This window comes from Shewanella sp. MR-4 (genome assembly GCF_000014685.1).
Classification (GTDB): Bacteria; Pseudomonadota; Gammaproteobacteria; order Enterobacterales; family Shewanellaceae; genus Shewanella.
In genome coordinates this window covers 1,843,675-1,861,355 of the sequence record NC_008321.1, presented here as the reverse complement: position 1 = coordinate 1,861,355, position 17,681 = coordinate 1,843,675, and the positions used below count along the sequence as shown (strand labels likewise).

At 46.7% G+C, this 17,681-nt stretch carries 13 protein-coding genes and 1 pseudogene; 8 read left to right on the top strand and 6 right to left on the bottom strand.

Features of this window, described 5'->3' with window-relative positions; translation table 11 throughout:
- Nucleotides 1-297: 297 nt before the first annotated feature.
- Both hda and SHEWMR4_RS08360 read right to left on the bottom strand, forming a co-directional pair.
- The gene (gene hda / locus SHEWMR4_RS08365; protein WP_011622356.1) at nucleotides 298-1,008 is read right to left on the bottom strand and encodes a DnaA inactivator Hda; all 711 of its coding nucleotides are present in this window, start codon (nucleotides 1,006-1,008) and stop codon (nucleotides 298-300) included.
- 79 nt (nucleotides 1,009-1,087) lie between these two features.
- Nucleotides 1,088-2,170, bottom strand: coding sequence for a DUF2066 domain-containing protein (locus SHEWMR4_RS08360; RefSeq protein WP_011622355.1), 1,083 nt, complete (start codon nucleotides 2,168-2,170; stop codon nucleotides 1,088-1,090).
- Nucleotides 2,171-2,385: 215 nt separating this feature from the next.
- On the opposite strand from SHEWMR4_RS08360, the gene SHEWMR4_RS08355 reads away from it, so the two are divergent.
- Nucleotides 2,386-3,624 (top strand): uracil-xanthine permease family protein, encoded by a 1,239-nt coding sequence (locus tag SHEWMR4_RS08355; RefSeq protein WP_011622354.1) that lies wholly within the window; start codon nucleotides 2,386-2,388, stop codon nucleotides 3,622-3,624.
- 129 nt (nucleotides 3,625-3,753) lie between these two features.
- Here SHEWMR4_RS08355 and SHEWMR4_RS08350 read toward each other — a convergent pair whose 3' ends face one another.
- Nucleotides 3,754-4,086: a Grx4 family monothiol glutaredoxin gene (locus SHEWMR4_RS08350; protein WP_011622353.1), complete on the bottom strand. Its 333-nt coding sequence runs from the start codon at nucleotides 4,084-4,086 to the stop codon at nucleotides 3,754-3,756.
- 226 nt (nucleotides 4,087-4,312) lie between these two features.
- Between SHEWMR4_RS08350 and sodB the strand changes: the two genes are divergently transcribed.
- From sodB to SHEWMR4_RS08330, 4 genes and pseudogenes are all read left to right on the top strand, one after another.
- Nucleotides 4,313-4,897: a superoxide dismutase [Fe] gene (gene sodB, locus SHEWMR4_RS08345; RefSeq protein WP_011622352.1), complete on the top strand. Its 585-nt coding sequence runs from the start codon at nucleotides 4,313-4,315 to the stop codon at nucleotides 4,895-4,897.
- A 251-nt stretch (nucleotides 4,898-5,148) separates the two neighbouring features.
- A pseudogene (locus SHEWMR4_RS08340) lies at nucleotides 5,149-7,084 on the top strand (PrkA family serine protein kinase).
- A 65-nt stretch (nucleotides 7,085-7,149) separates the two neighbouring features.
- Nucleotides 7,150-8,418: a YeaH/YhbH family protein gene (locus SHEWMR4_RS08335; protein ID WP_041408751.1), complete on the top strand. Its 1,269-nt coding sequence runs from the start codon at nucleotides 7,150-7,152 to the stop codon at nucleotides 8,416-8,418.
- 9 nt (nucleotides 8,419-8,427) lie between these two features.
- A complete protein-coding gene (locus SHEWMR4_RS08330; protein ID WP_011622350.1) occupies nucleotides 8,428-9,954 on the top strand; it encodes a SpoVR family protein in 1,527 nt (508 codons plus the stop codon).
- Between the two features lie 75 nt (nucleotides 9,955-10,029).
- Here the strand turns inward: SHEWMR4_RS08330 and fadR are convergent, their stop codons facing one another.
- A complete protein-coding gene (fadR, locus tag SHEWMR4_RS08325) occupies nucleotides 10,030-10,755 on the bottom strand; it encodes a fatty acid metabolism transcriptional regulator FadR (RefSeq protein WP_011622349.1) in 726 nt (241 codons plus the stop codon).
- A 303-nt stretch (nucleotides 10,756-11,058) separates the two neighbouring features.
- Here fadR and nhaB point away from each other — a divergent pair, with 303 nt between their 5' ends.
- The 3 genes from nhaB to SHEWMR4_RS08310 all read left to right on the top strand — a co-directional run bounded on the left by nhaB (nucleotide 11,059) and on the right by SHEWMR4_RS08310 (nucleotide 16,059).
- Entirely contained in the window at nucleotides 11,059-12,660 is a 1,602-nt protein-coding gene (gene nhaB / locus SHEWMR4_RS08320) for a sodium/proton antiporter NhaB (protein ID WP_011622348.1), read from the top strand.
- Nucleotides 12,661-12,755: 95 nt separating this feature from the next.
- Complete coding sequence (gene dsbB, locus SHEWMR4_RS08315; RefSeq protein ID WP_011622347.1) at nucleotides 12,756-13,283, top strand: disulfide bond formation protein DsbB; 528 nt, start codon at nucleotides 12,756-12,758, stop codon at nucleotides 13,281-13,283.
- Between the two features lie 157 nt (nucleotides 13,284-13,440).
- On the top strand, nucleotides 13,441-16,059 hold the full coding sequence (locus SHEWMR4_RS08310) for a PAS domain-containing protein (protein ID WP_011622346.1): 2,619 nt from the start codon (nucleotides 13,441-13,443) through the stop codon (nucleotides 16,057-16,059).
- A gap of 36 nt (nucleotides 16,060-16,095) precedes the next feature.
- Here SHEWMR4_RS08310 and SHEWMR4_RS08305 read toward each other — a convergent pair whose 3' ends face one another.
- Both SHEWMR4_RS08305 and SHEWMR4_RS08300 read right to left on the bottom strand, forming a co-directional pair.
- Nucleotides 16,096-17,061 carry a RimK/LysX family protein gene (locus SHEWMR4_RS08305; protein ID WP_011622345.1) on the bottom strand — a complete coding sequence of 322 codons (966 nt, stop codon included), beginning with the start codon at nucleotides 17,059-17,061 and terminating at the stop codon, nucleotides 16,096-16,098.
- A gap of 189 nt (nucleotides 17,062-17,250) precedes the next feature.
- Nucleotides 17,251-17,631 carry an STAS/SEC14 domain-containing protein gene (locus SHEWMR4_RS08300; protein WP_041408750.1) on the bottom strand — a complete coding sequence of 127 codons (381 nt, stop codon included), beginning with the start codon at nucleotides 17,629-17,631 and terminating at the stop codon, nucleotides 17,251-17,253.
- Between the last annotated feature and the right edge of the window lie 50 nt (nucleotides 17,632-17,681).

Genomic DNA, 17,681 nt, shown 5'->3' with positions numbered 1-17,681 from the left:
GTTCCGCACTGGTATGAGTTTGACTTAATAGCCAAACTGCCGATATAAACAACTTAACCAATGTTCACCTCCACCTGTTTCAAATACGATAGTCGAACCAGTGAACCCCACTCAAACAAAAACGCTTACGGCATAAGCCTGAAAACTAGTAAATGTTGAAAGCAGTGATGAAAACCGTAGACATATATAATCAACGAATGTCTCATTTGGCCTTAAAATACAAAACGCCCGATGAGGTACATCAGGCGTTTTAGGTGGAAATAAGTGTCAACTTATTTCAGGACGAGACTGCTACGATTACAGATGCAGCATTTCTTTGGCAAAAGGAATCGTGAGCTTGCGCTGATGTACGAGGGATGCCTTATCCAGTTTATCCAACACATCAAACAAGGTACGTAGATCCCTTGCCATGCGGTTAAGCAAGAAACGGCCAACGTCTTCTGGCAACTGTAATCCGCGCATCGCCGCGCGGCGTTGCAGTGCCGCTAGCTTTTCATCATCGGCCATAGGTTGCAGCTGATAATTGAGTCCCCACTGCATCCGAGAGACTAAATCAGGTAACAAGAAGCCAGCATCCGCGGGCGCCGAGCGGCCGCTGACCACCAGCGCACAGCGCTTGTTCTCGGCGACACGGTTGTACAAATCGAATATGGCTTCTTCCCAAATCGGGTGACCCGCAATGTCATCTACATCGTCGATGCAGATCAAATCGAGCTGCTCCAAGCCCTCCAACAGCGCTGTCGAGATACTCGCATGAATGCCAAGGGGAAGGTAAAAGCTGCGGCGGTCGAGTTCATTGGCATGGGCACAGGCGGCGTGCATTAAGTGAGTCCGCCCCGATTTCACTGGTCCCCACACATAAATAGCGGCTTCACCCTGACCTTCGGCATTGGCGCGCAGCTTTTGGATAAGTTCGTCATTACCCGCTGCCGGATAATAACTGTTAAAGGTTTCATCATCCGGTAAGTAAACCGGTAACGACAGTTGTAGCGGTGAGTTTAATGGCACTCGTACGTCTCAATATCAATAAATTATCGACTCCCCCACATGACTGAGCATAGGCATGCCCAGTCACAACGAGGGAAGTTTAAGGTAACCGCCATTGATAGACAGTTTTACCCGCTGGGCTGGCACCGGCAGAAAACTCCCCTGGCGCCACCACCGAAATTCGCGGCTCTAGACTCAGTAAACGCTCAAAGTCGGTCTGTGAACCAAACAAATCCAAGGAAAAGGTTGCGGTATTGCCTTGGATGCGCGACAGCGTCGCATTCTTCACTGCGCTGAGTTGCTTTAAGTATTTTTCCACTTCAACTAGCTGCGCCATTTTATCAATGTTCACGAAGGTCACGCTGGCGCCGACCTGTTCGCCGGAATCGGCAATGGCGTACTTAGTAAAATAATAATCCCCAAGAGCGGCCATCATGGCGGTGATCGCCTGCGCGCTATTTTCTGCCGTGCCATTAAAACTAAACAGTGGCGGCGTTAACGAGTCGATCGTGGTCTTGGTGTACAAATTCAAGCGGTAACGCACTTGGTTTCCAGCTGGTTCAATAGCTACTAGGGCTAAGAAGTCGGCTTGATAACGTCCCGAGACGCTAGACACTATATCGGCAAACATGCCTTTAACATCATTGGGATTAATGCCCATTAACTCATCGAGGTCGAGGATTGGCAGCAAGACGGGAATGCCGCGCTCATCGGAGAAGGTATTGAATGCCTGACGCTCGGCTAAGGTCGATGAATCACTCAGTAAAATCGTGTCACCTTCACTTGGCATGGCAACCCAAAAGAGTGTCAGTGGACGTTGAATGCCCCACACGGGTAATTGGGCCTGACGTAACAGGGTAATAATGCGGCGATGCTCAAAGTTGGCTTTTAACAGCAGTTGGCCATTTTGCTCCACATAACCATATTGGCTCAGCAGTGCATCGGGATTGGCCAGTTGCGATTGAATAACGCCGTTATCCAAAGAACGTGCTGTCCCGGTATTTTTAATGATCACTTTTTCCAGCGCGGCTTTAAGGGCTTTATTCCGCTCAGGCACGGCGCGGGAAGCCACGGGCACATCGGCTTCATCTAATTTACTCACTTCAACAGCTTGCAGGCTATTAACGGTAAACAGGCAGTATAAAAACGCGAGTAAGCTTGGCTTTAATAGGAATTTCAGCATCTTTGAGTAGTTGAAGTAACGTCAGATAGTGCAAATTGTACCATAGTTAGCGCCTTTAGCGAGTCTTGGGGAGATTTCGACCACGGATTAAGTGCTGTCACTCGCTTTAGCAATAAAACAGTGATCCTTACCCACAATCGGGGCATTTTATAAGGAACATATAGCAACAAACTGTTATCATCTCGCGGTTTACCTTAAATTTACGAGAATAATAAATGAAAAGACTCGCTATTCCACTTCAGGGCGCGCAAATGCTGTTTGTTGCATTTGGCGCCCTAGTGCTAATGCCACTACTCACAGGGCTGGATACTAGTGTCGCCCTGTTTACCGCGGGTATTGGCACCCTACTGTTTCAATTAATCACGAAACGCCAAGTCCCTATCTTTCTCGCGTCCTCTTTCGCATTTATTGCACCGATTCTTTATGGAGTACAAACCTGGGGGATCCCATCAACCATGGGCGGCATCATTGCCGCGGGTCTAGTGTATATCCTCCTCGGCGCGTTAGTGAAAGTGCGCGGCACCGACTTTATCCATCGGCTGCTTCCACCTGTGGTGGTTGGCCCAGTGATTATTATCATTGGTCTAGGTTTAGCGCCTGTGGCAGTGAATATGGCGCTGGGTAAAAGTGGAGACGGCAGCTTAACACTCGTTCCCACCAATACGGCTTTGATTATTTCCCTCGCCTCACTCTGTACCACCATAGCTGTGGCTATTTTTGCCAAAGGCTTACTTAAGGTTATGCCTATTCTGGCGGGGATTGTGGTGGGTTATGGTCTAAGCCTTGCCTTTGGGATCGTGGATTTTGCGGTGGTTACAGCGGCAAGCTGGATTGCTATTCCGAAATTTGTTGCGCCTGAATTTAACTGGCATGCCATCGCCTTTATGATCCCAGTCGCGATTGCGCCAGCGGTTGAACATATTGGTGATATCCTCGCGATTTCCAATGTCACGGGTAAAGACTTTATGAAAAAACCCGGCCTGCATCGCACCTTGACCGGTGACGGCGTTGCGACAATTGCCGCAGCGGCCTTCGGTGGCCCCCCAAATACCACCTATTCGGAAGTGACTGGCGCGGTGACCTTAACCCGTAACTTCGACCCAAGGATCATGACTTGGACGGCGATCACCGCCATTACCTTAGCCTTCGTCGGTAAGTTAGGTGCCCTGATGCAAACGATTCCAGTCCCAGTGATGGGTGGCATTATGTGTTTGTTATTTGGTTCTATCGCCGCAGTGGGCTTAAATACCCTCATCCGTAATCACGTGGATTTATCCGAGCCCCGTAACTTAAGTATTGTCGGCGTGACACTGGTTTTCGGTATTGGTGGTATGGCCTTTGGCATTGGCTCCTTCAGCCTCACGGGCATCAGCCTCTGTGGTATTGTGGCCATCACCATGAATCTGCTGTTACCTGCAAGCAAACACCATGAGCGTGATGCTGCATCACACTAAACGCGGTGAATAAGCGCTATAGCGCATCACTCACCGCCGAATCCTTGTGTTAGGATTCGGCAACAAAAAAGCCGCTAAGTTATTCACTTAGCGGCTTTTTTATTATTCTGTCATCACGTTTAAATGTGATTACTCTGCGGTTTTGTATTTATCAGCAGTCGCTTTGATTAACGGCTGTAATTCGCCTTTTTGGTACATATCAACCACGATATCACAACCACCAATCAGCTCACCTTCAATCCACAATTGTGGGAAAGTTGGCCAGTTTGCATACTTAGGTAATTCAGCACGGATATCTGGGTGCTGGAGAATATCCACAAATGCAAACTGCTCGCCGCAGTTGATCATGATTTGTGCTACCTGAGATGAAAAACCACAGCTTGGTAATTTAGGAGAACCCTTCATGTAAACGATGATTGGGTTTTCAGCGATTTGCTGTTTAATTTTCTCTACTGTTTCCATTTTAATTCCTAAGTACGATGACATTGACTCAATGCCGCTATTGTACGACAGCTAGGCACAGAACAAAATCCCACAGTTTGTAAGGTTATGCCCTACAATTAGTTTTTCGATGACGCCTATCTAATCAATTAGCCAAACAATGATTCACATCACAAATATTATCGGTACAATAGAGCGCAGTGAGCACGTTTAAAAAACGATAACCTAAGACCATGGAGAGATACTAATGGCTTTCGAATTACCCGCATTACCATATGCAAAGAACGCACTAGAACCACACATTTCTCAAGAAACCATTGAATACCACTACGGCAAGCATCACAACACCTACGTTGTTAAGCTAAACGGTTTGATCGAAGGAACCGATTTCGCAGGTAAATCTTTAGAAGAAATCATCAAGACTTCTACTGGTGGCGTATTTAACAACGCAGCTCAAGTTTGGAACCACACTTTCTACTGGAACTGCTTAGCGCCTAACGCTGGCGGTGAGCCAACAGGTCCTGTGGCTGATGCAATCAATGCTGCATTCGGTTCATTCGACGCATTCAAAGCACAATTTACCGATTCTGCGGTAAACAACTTTGGTAGCGCTTGGACTTGGTTAGTGAAAAAAGCCGATGGCACTGTTGCTATCGTTAACACTAGCAATGCTGCAACCCCTCTGACTGACAGCACTGTGACGCCAATCCTGACTGTTGACGTGTGGGAACACGCTTACTACATCGATTACCGCAACGTACGTCCTGACTACTTAGCCCACTTCTGGCAATTAGTTAACTGGGACTTCGTTAACCAAAACTTCGCTGGTTAATCGCTGCTAAATAATCCCGAAAAAGAGCCCAAGTGGCTCTTTTTTTATGACCTCACAAATCACTCACCTCGCCCTTTTTGCCTAACGCCGCCCAATCGCTACAAGTGCAATAATTGCAATTGCAATCATTTGTTATTGTTTTTATTTGATATTTTTTTGACACAGCTGGCAAGTTTGTGTCTAAGATTAGTGTAGGAAGCTGAAAAATCAGTTATCCATCCATGACATCACTGGCGTTTCAGGGGGTTTATATGGGCATTTTCGAGCATTACCAAAAGCGCTACGAACAAAAACTCGATGAAGAATACACTTTGCAAGAATACCTCGATATCTGCAAAGAAGATCGCAGTGCTTATATGTCAGCGTCCGAGCGATTACTGCTTGCCATCGGCGAAGCCGAAATTATTGATACCGCGAAAAATCCAACCCTAAGCCGTATCTTTTCGAATCGTCTCATCTCACGCTATCCCGCCTTTAAAGACTTTTACGGTATGGAAGATGCGATTGAACAAATCGTTGCCTACCTAAAACACTCTGCCCAAGGCTTAGAGGAATCGAAGCAAATTTTGTACTTACTCGGCCCAGTGGGTGGCGGTAAGTCATCATTGGCGGAAAAACTCAAAGCCTCTGATGCAAAAAGTGCCAATTTACATTCTAAGTGCTAATGGCGTGAGAAGCCCGGTGAATGACCACCCCTTCTGTCTCTTCGATGTCGAAGAAGACGGCCAGCTGCTGCGGGATGAGTTTAATATTCCCACCCGTTACTTAAAAACTATTATGTCGCCTTGGGCGGTAAAACGTCTGCACGAGTTTGGCGGCGATATTTCAAAATTCCGTGTGGTCAAGGTCTACCCCTCTATTCTCGATCAATTGGCGATTGCCAAAACCGAGCCAGGGGATGAAAACAACCAAGATATTTCCTCCTTGGTGGGTAAGGTCGATATTCGTCAGCTAGAGCATTTCTCGCAAGACGATGCCGATGCCTATGCCTATTCGGGTGCACTCTGCCGGGCAAACCAAGGGATGATGGAGTTCGTGGAAATGTTCAAGGCGCCCATTAAGGTGCTACACCCACTGCTCACCGCTACCCAAGAAGGTAACTATAACGGCACCGAAGGCTTATCCGCCCTGCCCTATAGCGGTATCATTTTAGCGCACTCTAACGAGTCAGAATGGTCAACCTTCAAAAACAACAAGAACAACGAAGCGTTTCTCGACAGGGTTTATATCGTCAAAGTGCCCTATTGCCTGCGGGTATCGGAAGAATTGCAGATTTACAAAAAATTACTGCAAAACTCCGAGCTGTCCCAAGCACCTTGCGCACCTGGCACCTTAGAAACCCTAGCGCAATTTAGTGTGCTCTCGAGGATCAAAACACCTGAAAACTCCTCCATCTACTCTAAGATGCGGGTCTACGATGGTGAAAGCCTTAAAGATACCGATCCTAAGGCCAAATCCTACCAAGAGTACCGCGACTACGCCGGTGTTGATGAAGGCATGAATGGTCTTTCTACCCGTTTCGCGTTCAAGATCCTATCGCGGGTATTTAACTTTGACCACTCAGAGATTGCCGCTAACCCTGTACATTTGTTCTATGTACTCGAGCGCCAAATCGAGCAGGAACAATTCCCCGGCGATACCGCCGAACGTTATCTGGAGTTCTTAAAAGGCTATTTAATCCCTAAATACGTCGAATTTATCGGTAAGGAAATCCAAACCGCGTACTTAGAGTCCTACTCTGAATACGGCCAAAATATCTTCGACCGTTATGTCACCTACGCCGATTTCTGGATCCAAGATCAGGAATACCGTGACCCCGAAACCGGTCAATTGTTTGACCGCTCCGCACTCAATGCCGAACTGGAGAAAATCGAAAAACCTGCAGGGATCAGCAACCCTAAAGATTTCCGTAATGAGATCGTTAACTTTGTCCTGCGCGCCCGCGCAAGCCATGAGGGCAACAATCCACTCTGGACCAGCTACGAAAAACTACGCACTGTGATTGAGAAGAAAATGTTCTCAAATACAGAGGATCTACTCCCGGTGATTTCCTTTAACGCCAAAACCTCGACTGACGATCAACGTAAACACGATGATTTTGTCAATCGAATGATGGAGAAAGGCTATACCAAAAAACAAGTCAGACTCCTGTCTGAGTGGTATTTACGGGTTCGTAAATCCTCTTAACTTGCGCTCACTAAAAACGAGGCTTTGGTGTTGCCAAAGCCTTCGCTGGGGTTTGGGAGGTGCGTATGGCGAACTTTATCGATAGACGGTTGAATGCGAAAGGAAAAAGCACAGTCAACCGCCAACGCTTTATCAACCGATATAAGCAACAAATCAAAAAAGCCGTCAGCGATGCCGTCACGCGTCGCAGTGTAACGGATGTAGATAAAGGCGAAAAAATCAGTATTCCCACACGGGATATCAGTGAACCTATGTTCCATCAAGGCAAAGGAGGCGTAAGAGACAGAGTCCACCCAGGCAATGATCAATTCACCCGCGGCGATAAAATCGACAGACCCCAAGGTGGCGCTGGCGGCGGTGCGGGTAAAGGCGATGCCTCGGATTCGGGCGAAGGGAATGACGACTTTGTGTTTGAAATCTCAAAGGATGAATACCTAGAGCTGCTCTTTGAGGATTTAGAACTGCCGAATCTGCAGAAGAATCGCTTAAACAAGCTCGTCGAGTATCAAATCTACCGTGCGGGCTTCACCAATGATGGTGTACCAGCCAATATTAATATTGTGCGCTCACTGCGTTCCTCCTTGGCGCGCCGCATTGCCATGTCGGCAAGTAAAAAGAAATTGCTCAAAGAGTTAGAGCAGGAACTGGCAGAGCTTGAAAATATTCCAGGCACTAAAGCCGAGCTGATTTTGGATTTAAAAGCCCAAATCGAGGCGCTCAAGCAGAAGATTGCTAAAGTCCCCTTTATCGATACCTTTGACTTACGTTTCAACAACTTTGCAAGGCGCGAGGTACCCTCAAGCCAAGCGGTCATGTTCTGCTTAATGGACGTGTCAGGCTCGATGGATCAAGCGACAAAAGATATGGCAAAACGTTTCTATATCTTGCTGTACTTGTTTCTCACCCGAACCTACAAAAACCTCGAGGTGGTCTATATCCGCCACCATACCCAAGCAAAGGAAGTGGACGAACATGAGTTCTTCTACTCCCAAGAAACTGGTGGCACGATTGTCTCAAGCGCATTGAAATTAATGCACGAAATTCAGCAGGCTCGCTATCCTGCCGATGAGTGGAATATCTATGCCGCACAAGCCTCTGACGGTGATAACTGGGCCGATGACTCTCCCACCTGTCGACAATTATTGGAGCAAAAAATCCTGCCATTAGTGCGCTATTTTAGCTATATCGAAATCACCAATCGTGCGCACCAAACCCTGTGGCGCGAATACGAATCCCTACAACAACACTACGACAACATAGCGGTGCAACATATTCGTCAAGCCGAAGATATCTACCCTGTATTTAGAGAATTATTTAAAAAGCAGGCGGTTTAAGGGGGCTCTATGGGGATAAAAGAAGCAAAAATACGTACAGCCTTGAGTGACGGTCCCGACTGGAGCTTTGAGCTGTTGCAAAGTTATCTAAAAGAGATTGAGCGAGTGGCGGCCATTTACAGATTGAACGCCTATCCCAATCAAATCGAAATCATCACCGCCGAACAGATGATGGACGCCTATGCTGGCATTGGCATGCCCATTGGCTATACCCATTGGTCCTTCGGTAAACGTTTTATCGAAACCGAACAGGGCTACAAGCGTGGGCAAATGGGTCTCGCCTACGAAATAGTGATTAACTCCAACCCTTGTATCGCTTATTTAATGGAAGAAAACACCATCACCATGCAGGCTTTAGTGATGGCACATGCCTGTTTTGGCCATAATAGTTTCTTTAAAAATAATTACTTATTTAAGACATGGACGGATGCAAGCTCGATTATCGATTACTTGGTGTTTGCCAAAAACTACATCAGTGATTGCGAGCAAAAATACGGTGTCGATCAAGTTGAAAGCATCATCGACTCTTGCCACGCTCTGATGAATTATGGTGTCGACCGCTATAAACGCCCATCGGAAATCTCCTTTAGGGAAGAACAAGCAAGGCAAAAAGATCGCGAGGCCTATCTGCAAAGCCAAGTGAACGATTTGTGGCGCACTATACCCACCCATCAACAGCAGCAACCGTCGACCACGAAGCGCCGTTTCCCCGCCGAGCCACAGGAAAACGTTCTGTATTTTATTGAAAAAAATGCGCCATTGCTGGAGTCATGGCAGCGGGAAATTATCCGAATCGTGCGTAAGATGGCGCAGTATTTTTATCCACAAAAACAAACACAAGTGATGAATGAAGGCTGGGCAACCTTCTGGCATTACACCATTTTGAATCATCTATATGATGATGGCGTGGTCACCGACCGCTTTATGATGGAGTTCTTGCAGAGCCATACTGGCGTTGTCGCCCAACCCGAATATAACAGCCGTTACTACAGCGGTATCAACCCTTATGCCCTCGGGTTTGCGATGTTTACCGATATTCGGCGCATGTGTGAGAATCCAACTGAGGAAGACAAAGTCTGGTTTCCGGACATTGCGGGCAGTAATTGGCTCGATACCTTACATTTTGCGATGCAAAACTTTAAGGATGAAAGTTTTATTAGCCAGTATCTGTCGCCAAGAGTGATCCGTCAGTTCAAGCTGTTTGGCATTCACGATGATGAGAAACGTAACTATCTGTCCGTGTCGGCCATTCACGATGAGGAGGGTTATCAAGACATTCGCAATCTACTCTCGCAGCAGTACAACTTGTCGAATATAGAACCAAATATTCAAGTACATAACGTTGAGATAAACGGCGACCGCTCCTTAACCTTAAGGTATGTCCCCAGTAATGATATCCCGCTCGCCAGCACCTATAAGGAAGTGTTAAAGCATCTGCATCGACTCTGGGGCTTTACCGTCAGCCTTGAGCAGTTAAATGCCGATACCAGCGTGACCTTGTTAACGTCCTGCCCAGAACAACCTAAGGCCGATTGAGCATCTCACTGACTAAAAAGCAAAAAGCCGTTTCTCAATGAAACGGCTTTTTCGTTTAACAAGGCGCATTTTTACTTAAGAGTTGGCTTCTTGCAGGGCAATTGAAGTCGGCATATCGTCACGCAATTGCAACCACATTTTGCCACTGTTGATACCGTAAGTGCGCATTAATGCAGGCACATCAACATAATTTTTAGCTTTGGCTAATACTTCCAGTTCTTTATAGAAGTTCAGCGCTAACTGGCGCGCCTCTGGGCTACTGAAATAGTAACGACCGACTCGGCTATACAGACCTTTAAAGCCATTTAAGATCAACACATACAGCGGATTGCCAGAAGAGAAAGCTAAAGTATGATGCAATAAGTAGTCATACTCGGCGAAGGATTCTGCCGTATCTTCTAATTGATGAATTTGTGCTAACACTTCAACGGCGGTGTCAGGGCTGTTGCGCAGTGCACCACGGAAATAAATCGCGCTCACATTGGTTCGAGCCGACAGCAATTGGTCCACCAGCACAGGGAAGCCTTCAGGGTTGAGATCTGCAATCGTCTCGAGAATGTTAAGGCCTGAGGTTTCCCAAAAATTGTTTACCCGAGTCGGTTTACCATGTTGGATTTTCAACCAACCATCACGGGCTAAGCGTTGCAAAACTTCACGCAGTGTCGTGCGTGTTACGCCAATCAATTCAGAAAGCTCACGTTCAGCCGGTAAAATGGACCCTGGGGGAAACTTGTTTTCCCAAATCGATCTTACAATATACTTCTCTGCAAAACTTGCAGGTCCTTTGGCATTGATAATCATCAGCCCACTTTTCCAGTTGTTGTGCTTTATAATGGTCACTGATCATACCAGAGCGGTAAAAAATGGAAACCATTGACTGCAGCTCACCTTAAAATCACCGTACAATTGTCACAAAAGTGTTCAAAAAAACGACATGAATCAACCGCAATTATGTCAATTTTGCCGATTAGCTCCGCTTTTTGAAATCTGGGTTTCAGTATCTCGTTACATTAGCATTCTCTTTAGGCTAGACTGAATTTCTAAAACAAATGCCAGAACACAATAACCTGTGCAATTTAAAAGATAATTAGAAGAGAGGATGCCATGCCGATGACAATGAGTCAGGCGTTTATTGGGAACTTCTTAGGGAATTCTCCTAAGTGGTACAAGATCGCAATACTGTCGTTTTTAATAATCAATCCAATACTCTTTTTCTATGTCAGCCCCTTTGTGGCTGGTTGGGTATTAGTGCTTGAATTTATTTTTACCTTGGCAATGGCACTTAAATGCTATCCATTACAACCCGGTGGTTTATTAGCGATTCAAGCGGTCGCCATCGGTATGACCTCTGCGAGCCAAGTGCTGCACGAAATTGAAGCCAACCTTGAAGTATTATTACTGCTGGTGTTTATGGTGGCTGGCATTTACTTCATGAAGCAGCTACTGCTATTCGCGTTTACTAAGATGATCACTAAAGTACGCTCGAAAATCTTAGTGTCTTTGATGTTCTGTCTGGCTTCAGCCTTCTTATCCGCCTTCCTAGATGCATTAACCGTTATCGCCGTGATTATTACTGTGGCGGTCGGATTTTACTCTATTTATCACAAAGTGGCTTCGGGTAAAGATTTCTCTGCAGATCATGACCATACCTCTGAAGGCAAAAATGAAGATGGTGAAAACCAGCTCAACGAAGAAGAATTAGAGTCCTTCCGTGGTTTCCTACGTAACCTATTGATGCACGCCGGTGTCGGTACCGCATTAGGTGGTGTATGTACTATGGTGGGAGAACCACAAAACTTAATTATCGCTGCGCAGGCTAATTGGCAATTTGGTGAGTTCGCGATCCGTATGTCTCCCGTAACCGTGCCAGTGTTGTTTGCTGGTATCCTAACTTGCTTTTTAGTCGAAAAATTACGTTGGTTCGGTTATGGTGCCCAGCTACCGGAAGCCGTGCATAAAATCCTTTGTGATTACGCCGCCTATGAAGACGCGCGTCGTACCAATAAAGATAAGATGAAGCTGGTTATCCAAGCCTTTGTTGGCGTTTGGTTAATTGCAGGTCTTGCGCTGCACTTAGCGTCAGTGGGCTTGATTGGTCTGTCTGTGATCATTTTAACCACAGCCTTTAACGGTATTACCGATGAGCATGCACTGGGTAAAGCGTTTGAAGAAGCCCTGCCCTTTACGGCGTTGTTAGCGGTGTTCTTTGCGGTTGTGGCCGTGATTATCGACCAACAACTGTTTGGCCCAGTGATCCAATGGGCACTAAACCATGAAGGTAATACCCAATTAGTGATCTTCTATATCGCTAACGGGTTACTCTCTATGGTCAGTGATAACGTGTTTGTCGGCACTGTCTATATTAACGAAGTCAAAGCCGCCCTGATTAACGGTCAAATTACCCGCGATCAATTCGACCTTTTAGCGGTTGCGATTAACACTGGTACTAACTTGCCTTCGGTGGCGACACCAAACGGTCAAGCAGCATTCCTGTTCTTACTGACCTCCGCCCTTGCACCGCTTATCCGTTTATCCTACGGCAGAATGGTGTGGATGGCACTACCCTACACTATCGTGTTATCGATTGTCGGTGTAATGGCTATCGAATCAGGCTTCTTAGAGCAGATGACGCAATACTTCTATGATTCCCATGCAATCATTCACCACAGTGTTAAAGAAGCGTTAGCACCTGCGGCAGCTCACTAACATAAATATCAGAGTTGACTGAACTTTATGAGTTCAGTAAAGTCAAAAAAACGCCCTACCTTCGAGGGCGTTTTTTGTTGATACGGAGTTCACTTTTGACAGCATTCACTCGCTTTGCCCATTCCCGCGCATCTTGGTTAATTCTTACTGGCTCTGCGATTGCCCTCGAAGCGGCCGCACTGTATTTCCAATACGTGATGAAGTTAGATCCCTGTGTGATGTGTATTTACCAGCGCCTCGCCGTATTCGGTATTTTGGCAGCAGGACTGATTGGTATGACCGCGCCCAAGTACCGCATTGTTCGCATTTTGGGAGCTCTTGGCTGGGCCGTCAGTGCAACTTGGGGACTGAAACTAGCATTAGCCCTAGTGGATATGCAGAATAATCCTTCGCCCTTCTCGACTTGCTCATTTTTACCCGAATTTCCAGCTTGGATGCCACTCCATGAATGGTTCCCATCCGTGATGTTGCCAACGGGAATGTGTACCGATGTACCATGGCAGTTTATGGGCGTCACTATGGCTGAGTGGATGGTGGTAGCCTTTAGTGGTTATCTGGTCGCACTGTTACTGTTTATTGTGCCCATCCTGAGCGGTTCGAATAAACCATCACTGTATAAGTAATCTTTATGAGGCAGACGTAAGGTCTGCCTCATTTTTAGCTGTCGCTGTCAATATTTCTCACCGAAAGCTCTACGCGAACTTTGATTTAAGCCAATGGCAAATAGGCGAAAAAACGCTAAACTGGCTCAATGATAACGGCATTCGGAATGCGACGAACATGGATAAGCGGCCTCTCATTGAGCCTCAAGCACCGTTAACCCAATGGCAAAAGAGCCTGCCGTTTAAACTCAGTCTGATCCAACTGCTGATCGCCAGCATACTGATCTTTAGCACGGCTTGGGTCATTCTCAACATACAGACCCAGCAAATCAGCGAGCAACAAACCCTACTCAATCAAAACCATGGCCAGATTATCATTGCCAAGTTGCAGGAAATGACCTCCCAAGTGGAGAATCAGGTCAATGCCATCAGTCAAATCGCCATGCTGTACCGTTACGAACCTGAGCAGCTCAGTAAAAGCATTCCGGTATTACTTTCGATTGAAAATCAAAAAGCGATCATCTCTGGCGGCGGGATTTGGCCCGAGCCAGGGGCATTTGATCGGCAAAAATTTCGCGATAGCTTGTTCTGGTCACACAATATTCACGGCGAACTCGTCGCCATAAACAGTTACAACGATGACAGTTTTCCAAGCTATCACACCGAAGAATGGTATCGACCGACCCGCTATTTTCCCGTCGGGAAAATATTTTGGTCTAAATCCTATGTCGATCCCACCACCCACGAACCTATGGTGACCGCATCGGGTGCCATGTGGATGGAACATCAATTTATTGGAGCTGCTACTACAGATATCAGCCTAGAAAAACTCAATCAGCTCTTACGCAATACCATGTTAGATGTCAGTGGCTACGTGATAGCCCTAGACCATCAAAACCAAATTTTAGCCTCGCCGAATAGCGATAATCTGCCGCAATCGGCCCAAAATCCTAACCATGCCCTACAGACCTTCGACGAACTGGCAAAAACTGAGACGGCCTTTAGCCCGATAGCCTCGGCACTGCACTTAGCCGACCGCAGTTTTATCGAACAAGCCGTGGCGGAGCGTGTGTTTACCCAAGAGCAAATGGATAACCTCACCCGCCTAAGCAACAACAGTGAGCGGGAGATGCTCTCAGCCATAGTCAATGACAATGCTAAAAACCATTTTCTAACCCCAAGGCGGATAGCTTCGGTGTCATTAACTGTGGACCCTATACTCAAAGGCCCTTCGCTGGTGTCGGTATTTTTAATGCCCCACACCTACTGGAAAATTCTCGTCGTCACACCCATTGCACCGTTACAGGACACGGCAAAGCAGCTTATCGAAAAAGTCGGTCTCTCCCTCGTGTTAATTCAGATGCTCGGCCTGATCCTGCTCTTTTTGTTGCAACACAGACTGCTCATCGCCCCCATTATGGAAATGGTACAGGCACTCAAACGCAATGATTCGGCCTCAATCGAATTAAAAGCCAAAGAGCGGCACGATGAGGTTGGCCTGCTGGCGAAAAGCTTTTTATCCCGCACCCAGCAACTTGAAGTCGCCATGGCCAGTCTAGATGCCAGTAATCTCGCACTCGAGCAGCAATTACTGACCCAACAGCATTTTCAGCAGGAGCTGAATCAGCGCAAGGAGCAATTAAGATCACTGCTCGACTTTTCATCCACCATCATTTACATCAAAGACTTAAATGGCAGATATACCTTAGTCAACAACAAGTATTGTGAAGTTTTAGGGATTGAGCGGCGCAAAATCATCGGCGCTACGGATTTTGATCTGTTCCAAAACTCATTCGCCCAGCTGTATCAGCAAAACGATCAACGGGTCACCCATAGCCAGGATGCGATTCATTTTGAAGAACCCATTCCATCCCTTAGGGGAGAGCTTATTTATCAAATGAGTAAGTTCGACATTCGGGACGATGAGGATAATTCCATCGGAGTCGGCGCTATAGGGTTTAATGTGGATCTCAAAAAACGCCAAGAAAAAGAACAGGAAAAACTGCTGCAATCGCAATTAGCCCAGCTAAAAGATGAGCAGCGCAAGACCCTACTCTCGCAGCAAGAAAACAGCCAGCTCAGGGAACAACTCGCGGCGATTCAAGCTGAGATCAATCAGCAAATCCAACTCAACCTGAGCAAACAACAAAGTCAGAAACTGATGCAGAATTTCCTAGCCGACGTCATGAGTCAAATGATGCAAGAGCAGGACAAACTCCTTGCACAGATCTGCCAAGTGCGCACCAAGGAGGATGACAGCCACCAAGTCCAAGTCGTGCAATTGATGAGCCAACAAGCGGCCAGACTCAGGCATATATCGCAGCTGTTTACCGATCAACAAAGTGAGATACGCCCACTGCATTTAGCCATGTTTATCAATCAATTACTAAGTTTATTACAGCCTCAACTGCTAAAAACTCAGGTTAAGGTCAAGCTAGAGTGCGATGAGCAATTAGTAGTCGATGGCAATGCTTGGCAATATCTGCAATTTTTCTATCGACTCATTAACAACACTTTGCACCATGCCTTTAAAGAGCATAATCAAAACAGAGCGTTACAACTAACGCTCGAGAAAAATGGCGGTCAGTTGCATATGCGACTTCAGGACAATGGCGTAGGGATCCCAGCTTCGCACCTTGAGCAACTCAAACAAGAAATGCAGCAAAACCAATGTATTGGCACACTGACTTGCATTAATCTTTGGATAAAAGAAGAGTTAAATGGTGAGTTGAAGGTAGAGAGTGAGCTCAATCGCGGCACCCTAATCGAGTGCCACTGGCCATTACCTTCGGTATAGCAATGGTCATGCTAAAAACAGATCTATAGAGTGAAATTAGTCGCTCGTCTTATCGAGTGTTACATCCACCAAATAATGACCCTGTAACCAGTTACGGCCGATTAAGAGTTTATTGGACATTTGACTACGGTCCTTAAGGTTTACTTTAACGGGATACTCCCGCCCAGGCTCACCTAAGGTCAATTCGACCATATAACGCACTTCACTCCCCTGCGCGTTACGGATAAGCGAAGTATCGACAATCCGTGCCCTTAACCGCTTTTCCTCACCACGCTCATTTTCGGTAGTGAAATTAAGCCACTTGCCGATGTTGTTATCCATATTGGTAGGATCTTCATCGTCAATCTTGAGATCAATCGCATGCAGGGAATTTTCAACCGCCCCCGTATCGATGCGCGTTTTAAAGGTCAGCCCGGCTTCTTTCACTTTGATAAACGCTGTCGGGCCAATCAGACGTTTCTCGGCCACATCGACAACATAACGGCCCGCTAACCAATTACGGCCGATCAGTAACTTGTAATCCATATGGCTTCGGTCACGTAGGTTAACGGCAACCAGACGGTGTTGCCCCTCAAAACCAATGTCTAACTCAACCAAATAGCGGACTTCACTGCCTTGAGCGTTATTCACTGTGGTGGTCTTTAGGATTTTCGCCGCTAAGCGCCGCTGCTCGCCCGCCTCGTTTTCGGTGGTAAAATGCAATGTCTTACCAATGTTATCCTGCATCTTGTCGGACGCACCGCCTTCAACTTGCAGATCGATAGCATGTAATGAGGTGTTCGCCGCGCCCGTATCAATTCTTGCCTGAAAATCCAGTTGTGCAGCCAATAAGCGCATCTTCTCTGATTGACCAATAATCGCCTTAGTGTCAGTAGATACAGCGCTCTGCGCAGGCGTTTGCACCTCTTCGCTGACTTTACCGCAACCAGCAAGGCTCAAACTGGCGATAATGGCGCCTAGCAATAATGTGGTGCAGCGACCGACACTTTGATGTTGTAACATCCTCACTCCTTATCTGAACGATGACGGAAAAGCCACTTTGAGCCCATCACCTAGGTCGATGTAGGGGCTAGTGATAGCACAAAAGCGAAGGAAAAGAGCCAAAAAACACTAAGCTGAGGGCAAATACAGCATTTAAGCCAATGAAAAAATAAGGAATAGTCACAAGTTAACACACAATGGTTACAGCCGTTACACCTCTGCCACTTTCGCTTCGTCCAACCAAGCTTTCGCCCGCGCGCGCTCATGTTCACTAAAAACCTTTACCGGACAGGGCAACATAAAAGCCAGTGTATTGACCATAGCCCCTAGGCTTTGCATGTCCGCAATCATCACCACCCGCGAGAAATCACTAAAATGAAACACACTGAGTAAAGCATCATCCCAGAGTGCGCCCACGGTAATGCCAATAAAGTCGGGGCTGAACTCGTACCATAAACGAAGACTCGCATGATCCTGCAACTTGGCCTCAATCGCAGGGAGCAGTAAGGCTTCGATATCCCCATGGGTAACTTGACCCGACACCACTATGGTCAGCATATCTTCGGCATAGCTTGGACGTATGGTTAACATCATGCTTCTCCCTTTACACCGCAGCAAAAAAGCGGCTATAGAGTAAAGAT

What these genes read in the sequence shown, in the direction of transcription:
- SHEWMR4_RS08360 (WP_011622355.1), bottom strand. Translation starts at nt 2,170, where the DNA reads ATGCTGAAATTCCTATTAAAGCCAAGCTTACTCGCGTTTTTATACTGC.
- SHEWMR4_RS08355 (WP_011622354.1), top strand. Translation starts at nt 2,386, where the DNA reads ATGAAAAGACTCGCTATTCCACTTCAGGGCGCGCAAATGCTGTTTGTT.
- SHEWMR4_RS08350 (WP_011622353.1), bottom strand. Translation starts at nt 4,086, where the DNA reads ATGGAAACAGTAGAGAAAATTAAACAGCAAATCGCTGAAAACCCAATC.
- sodB (WP_011622352.1), top strand. Translation starts at nt 4,313, where the DNA reads ATGGCTTTCGAATTACCCGCATTACCATATGCAAAGAACGCACTAGAA.
- SHEWMR4_RS08335 (WP_041408751.1), top strand. Translation starts at nt 7,150, where the DNA reads ATGGCGAACTTTATCGATAGACGGTTGAATGCGAAAGGAAAAAGCACA.
- SHEWMR4_RS08330 (WP_011622350.1), top strand. Translation starts at nt 8,428, where the DNA reads ATGGGGATAAAAGAAGCAAAAATACGTACAGCCTTGAGTGACGGTCCC.
- fadR (WP_011622349.1), bottom strand. Translation starts at nt 10,755, where the DNA reads ATGATTATCAATGCCAAAGGACCTGCAAGTTTTGCAGAGAAGTATATT.
- nhaB (WP_011622348.1), top strand. Translation starts at nt 11,059, where the DNA reads ATGCCGATGACAATGAGTCAGGCGTTTATTGGGAACTTCTTAGGGAAT.
- SHEWMR4_RS08310 (WP_011622346.1), top strand. Translation starts at nt 13,441, where the DNA reads ATGGATAAGCGGCCTCTCATTGAGCCTCAAGCACCGTTAACCCAATGG.
- SHEWMR4_RS08305 (WP_011622345.1), bottom strand. Translation starts at nt 17,061, where the DNA reads ATGTTACAACATCAAAGTGTCGGTCGCTGCACCACATTATTGCTAGGC.
- SHEWMR4_RS08300 (WP_041408750.1), bottom strand. Translation starts at nt 17,631, where the DNA reads ATGTTAACCATACGTCCAAGCTATGCCGAAGATATGCTGACCATAGTG.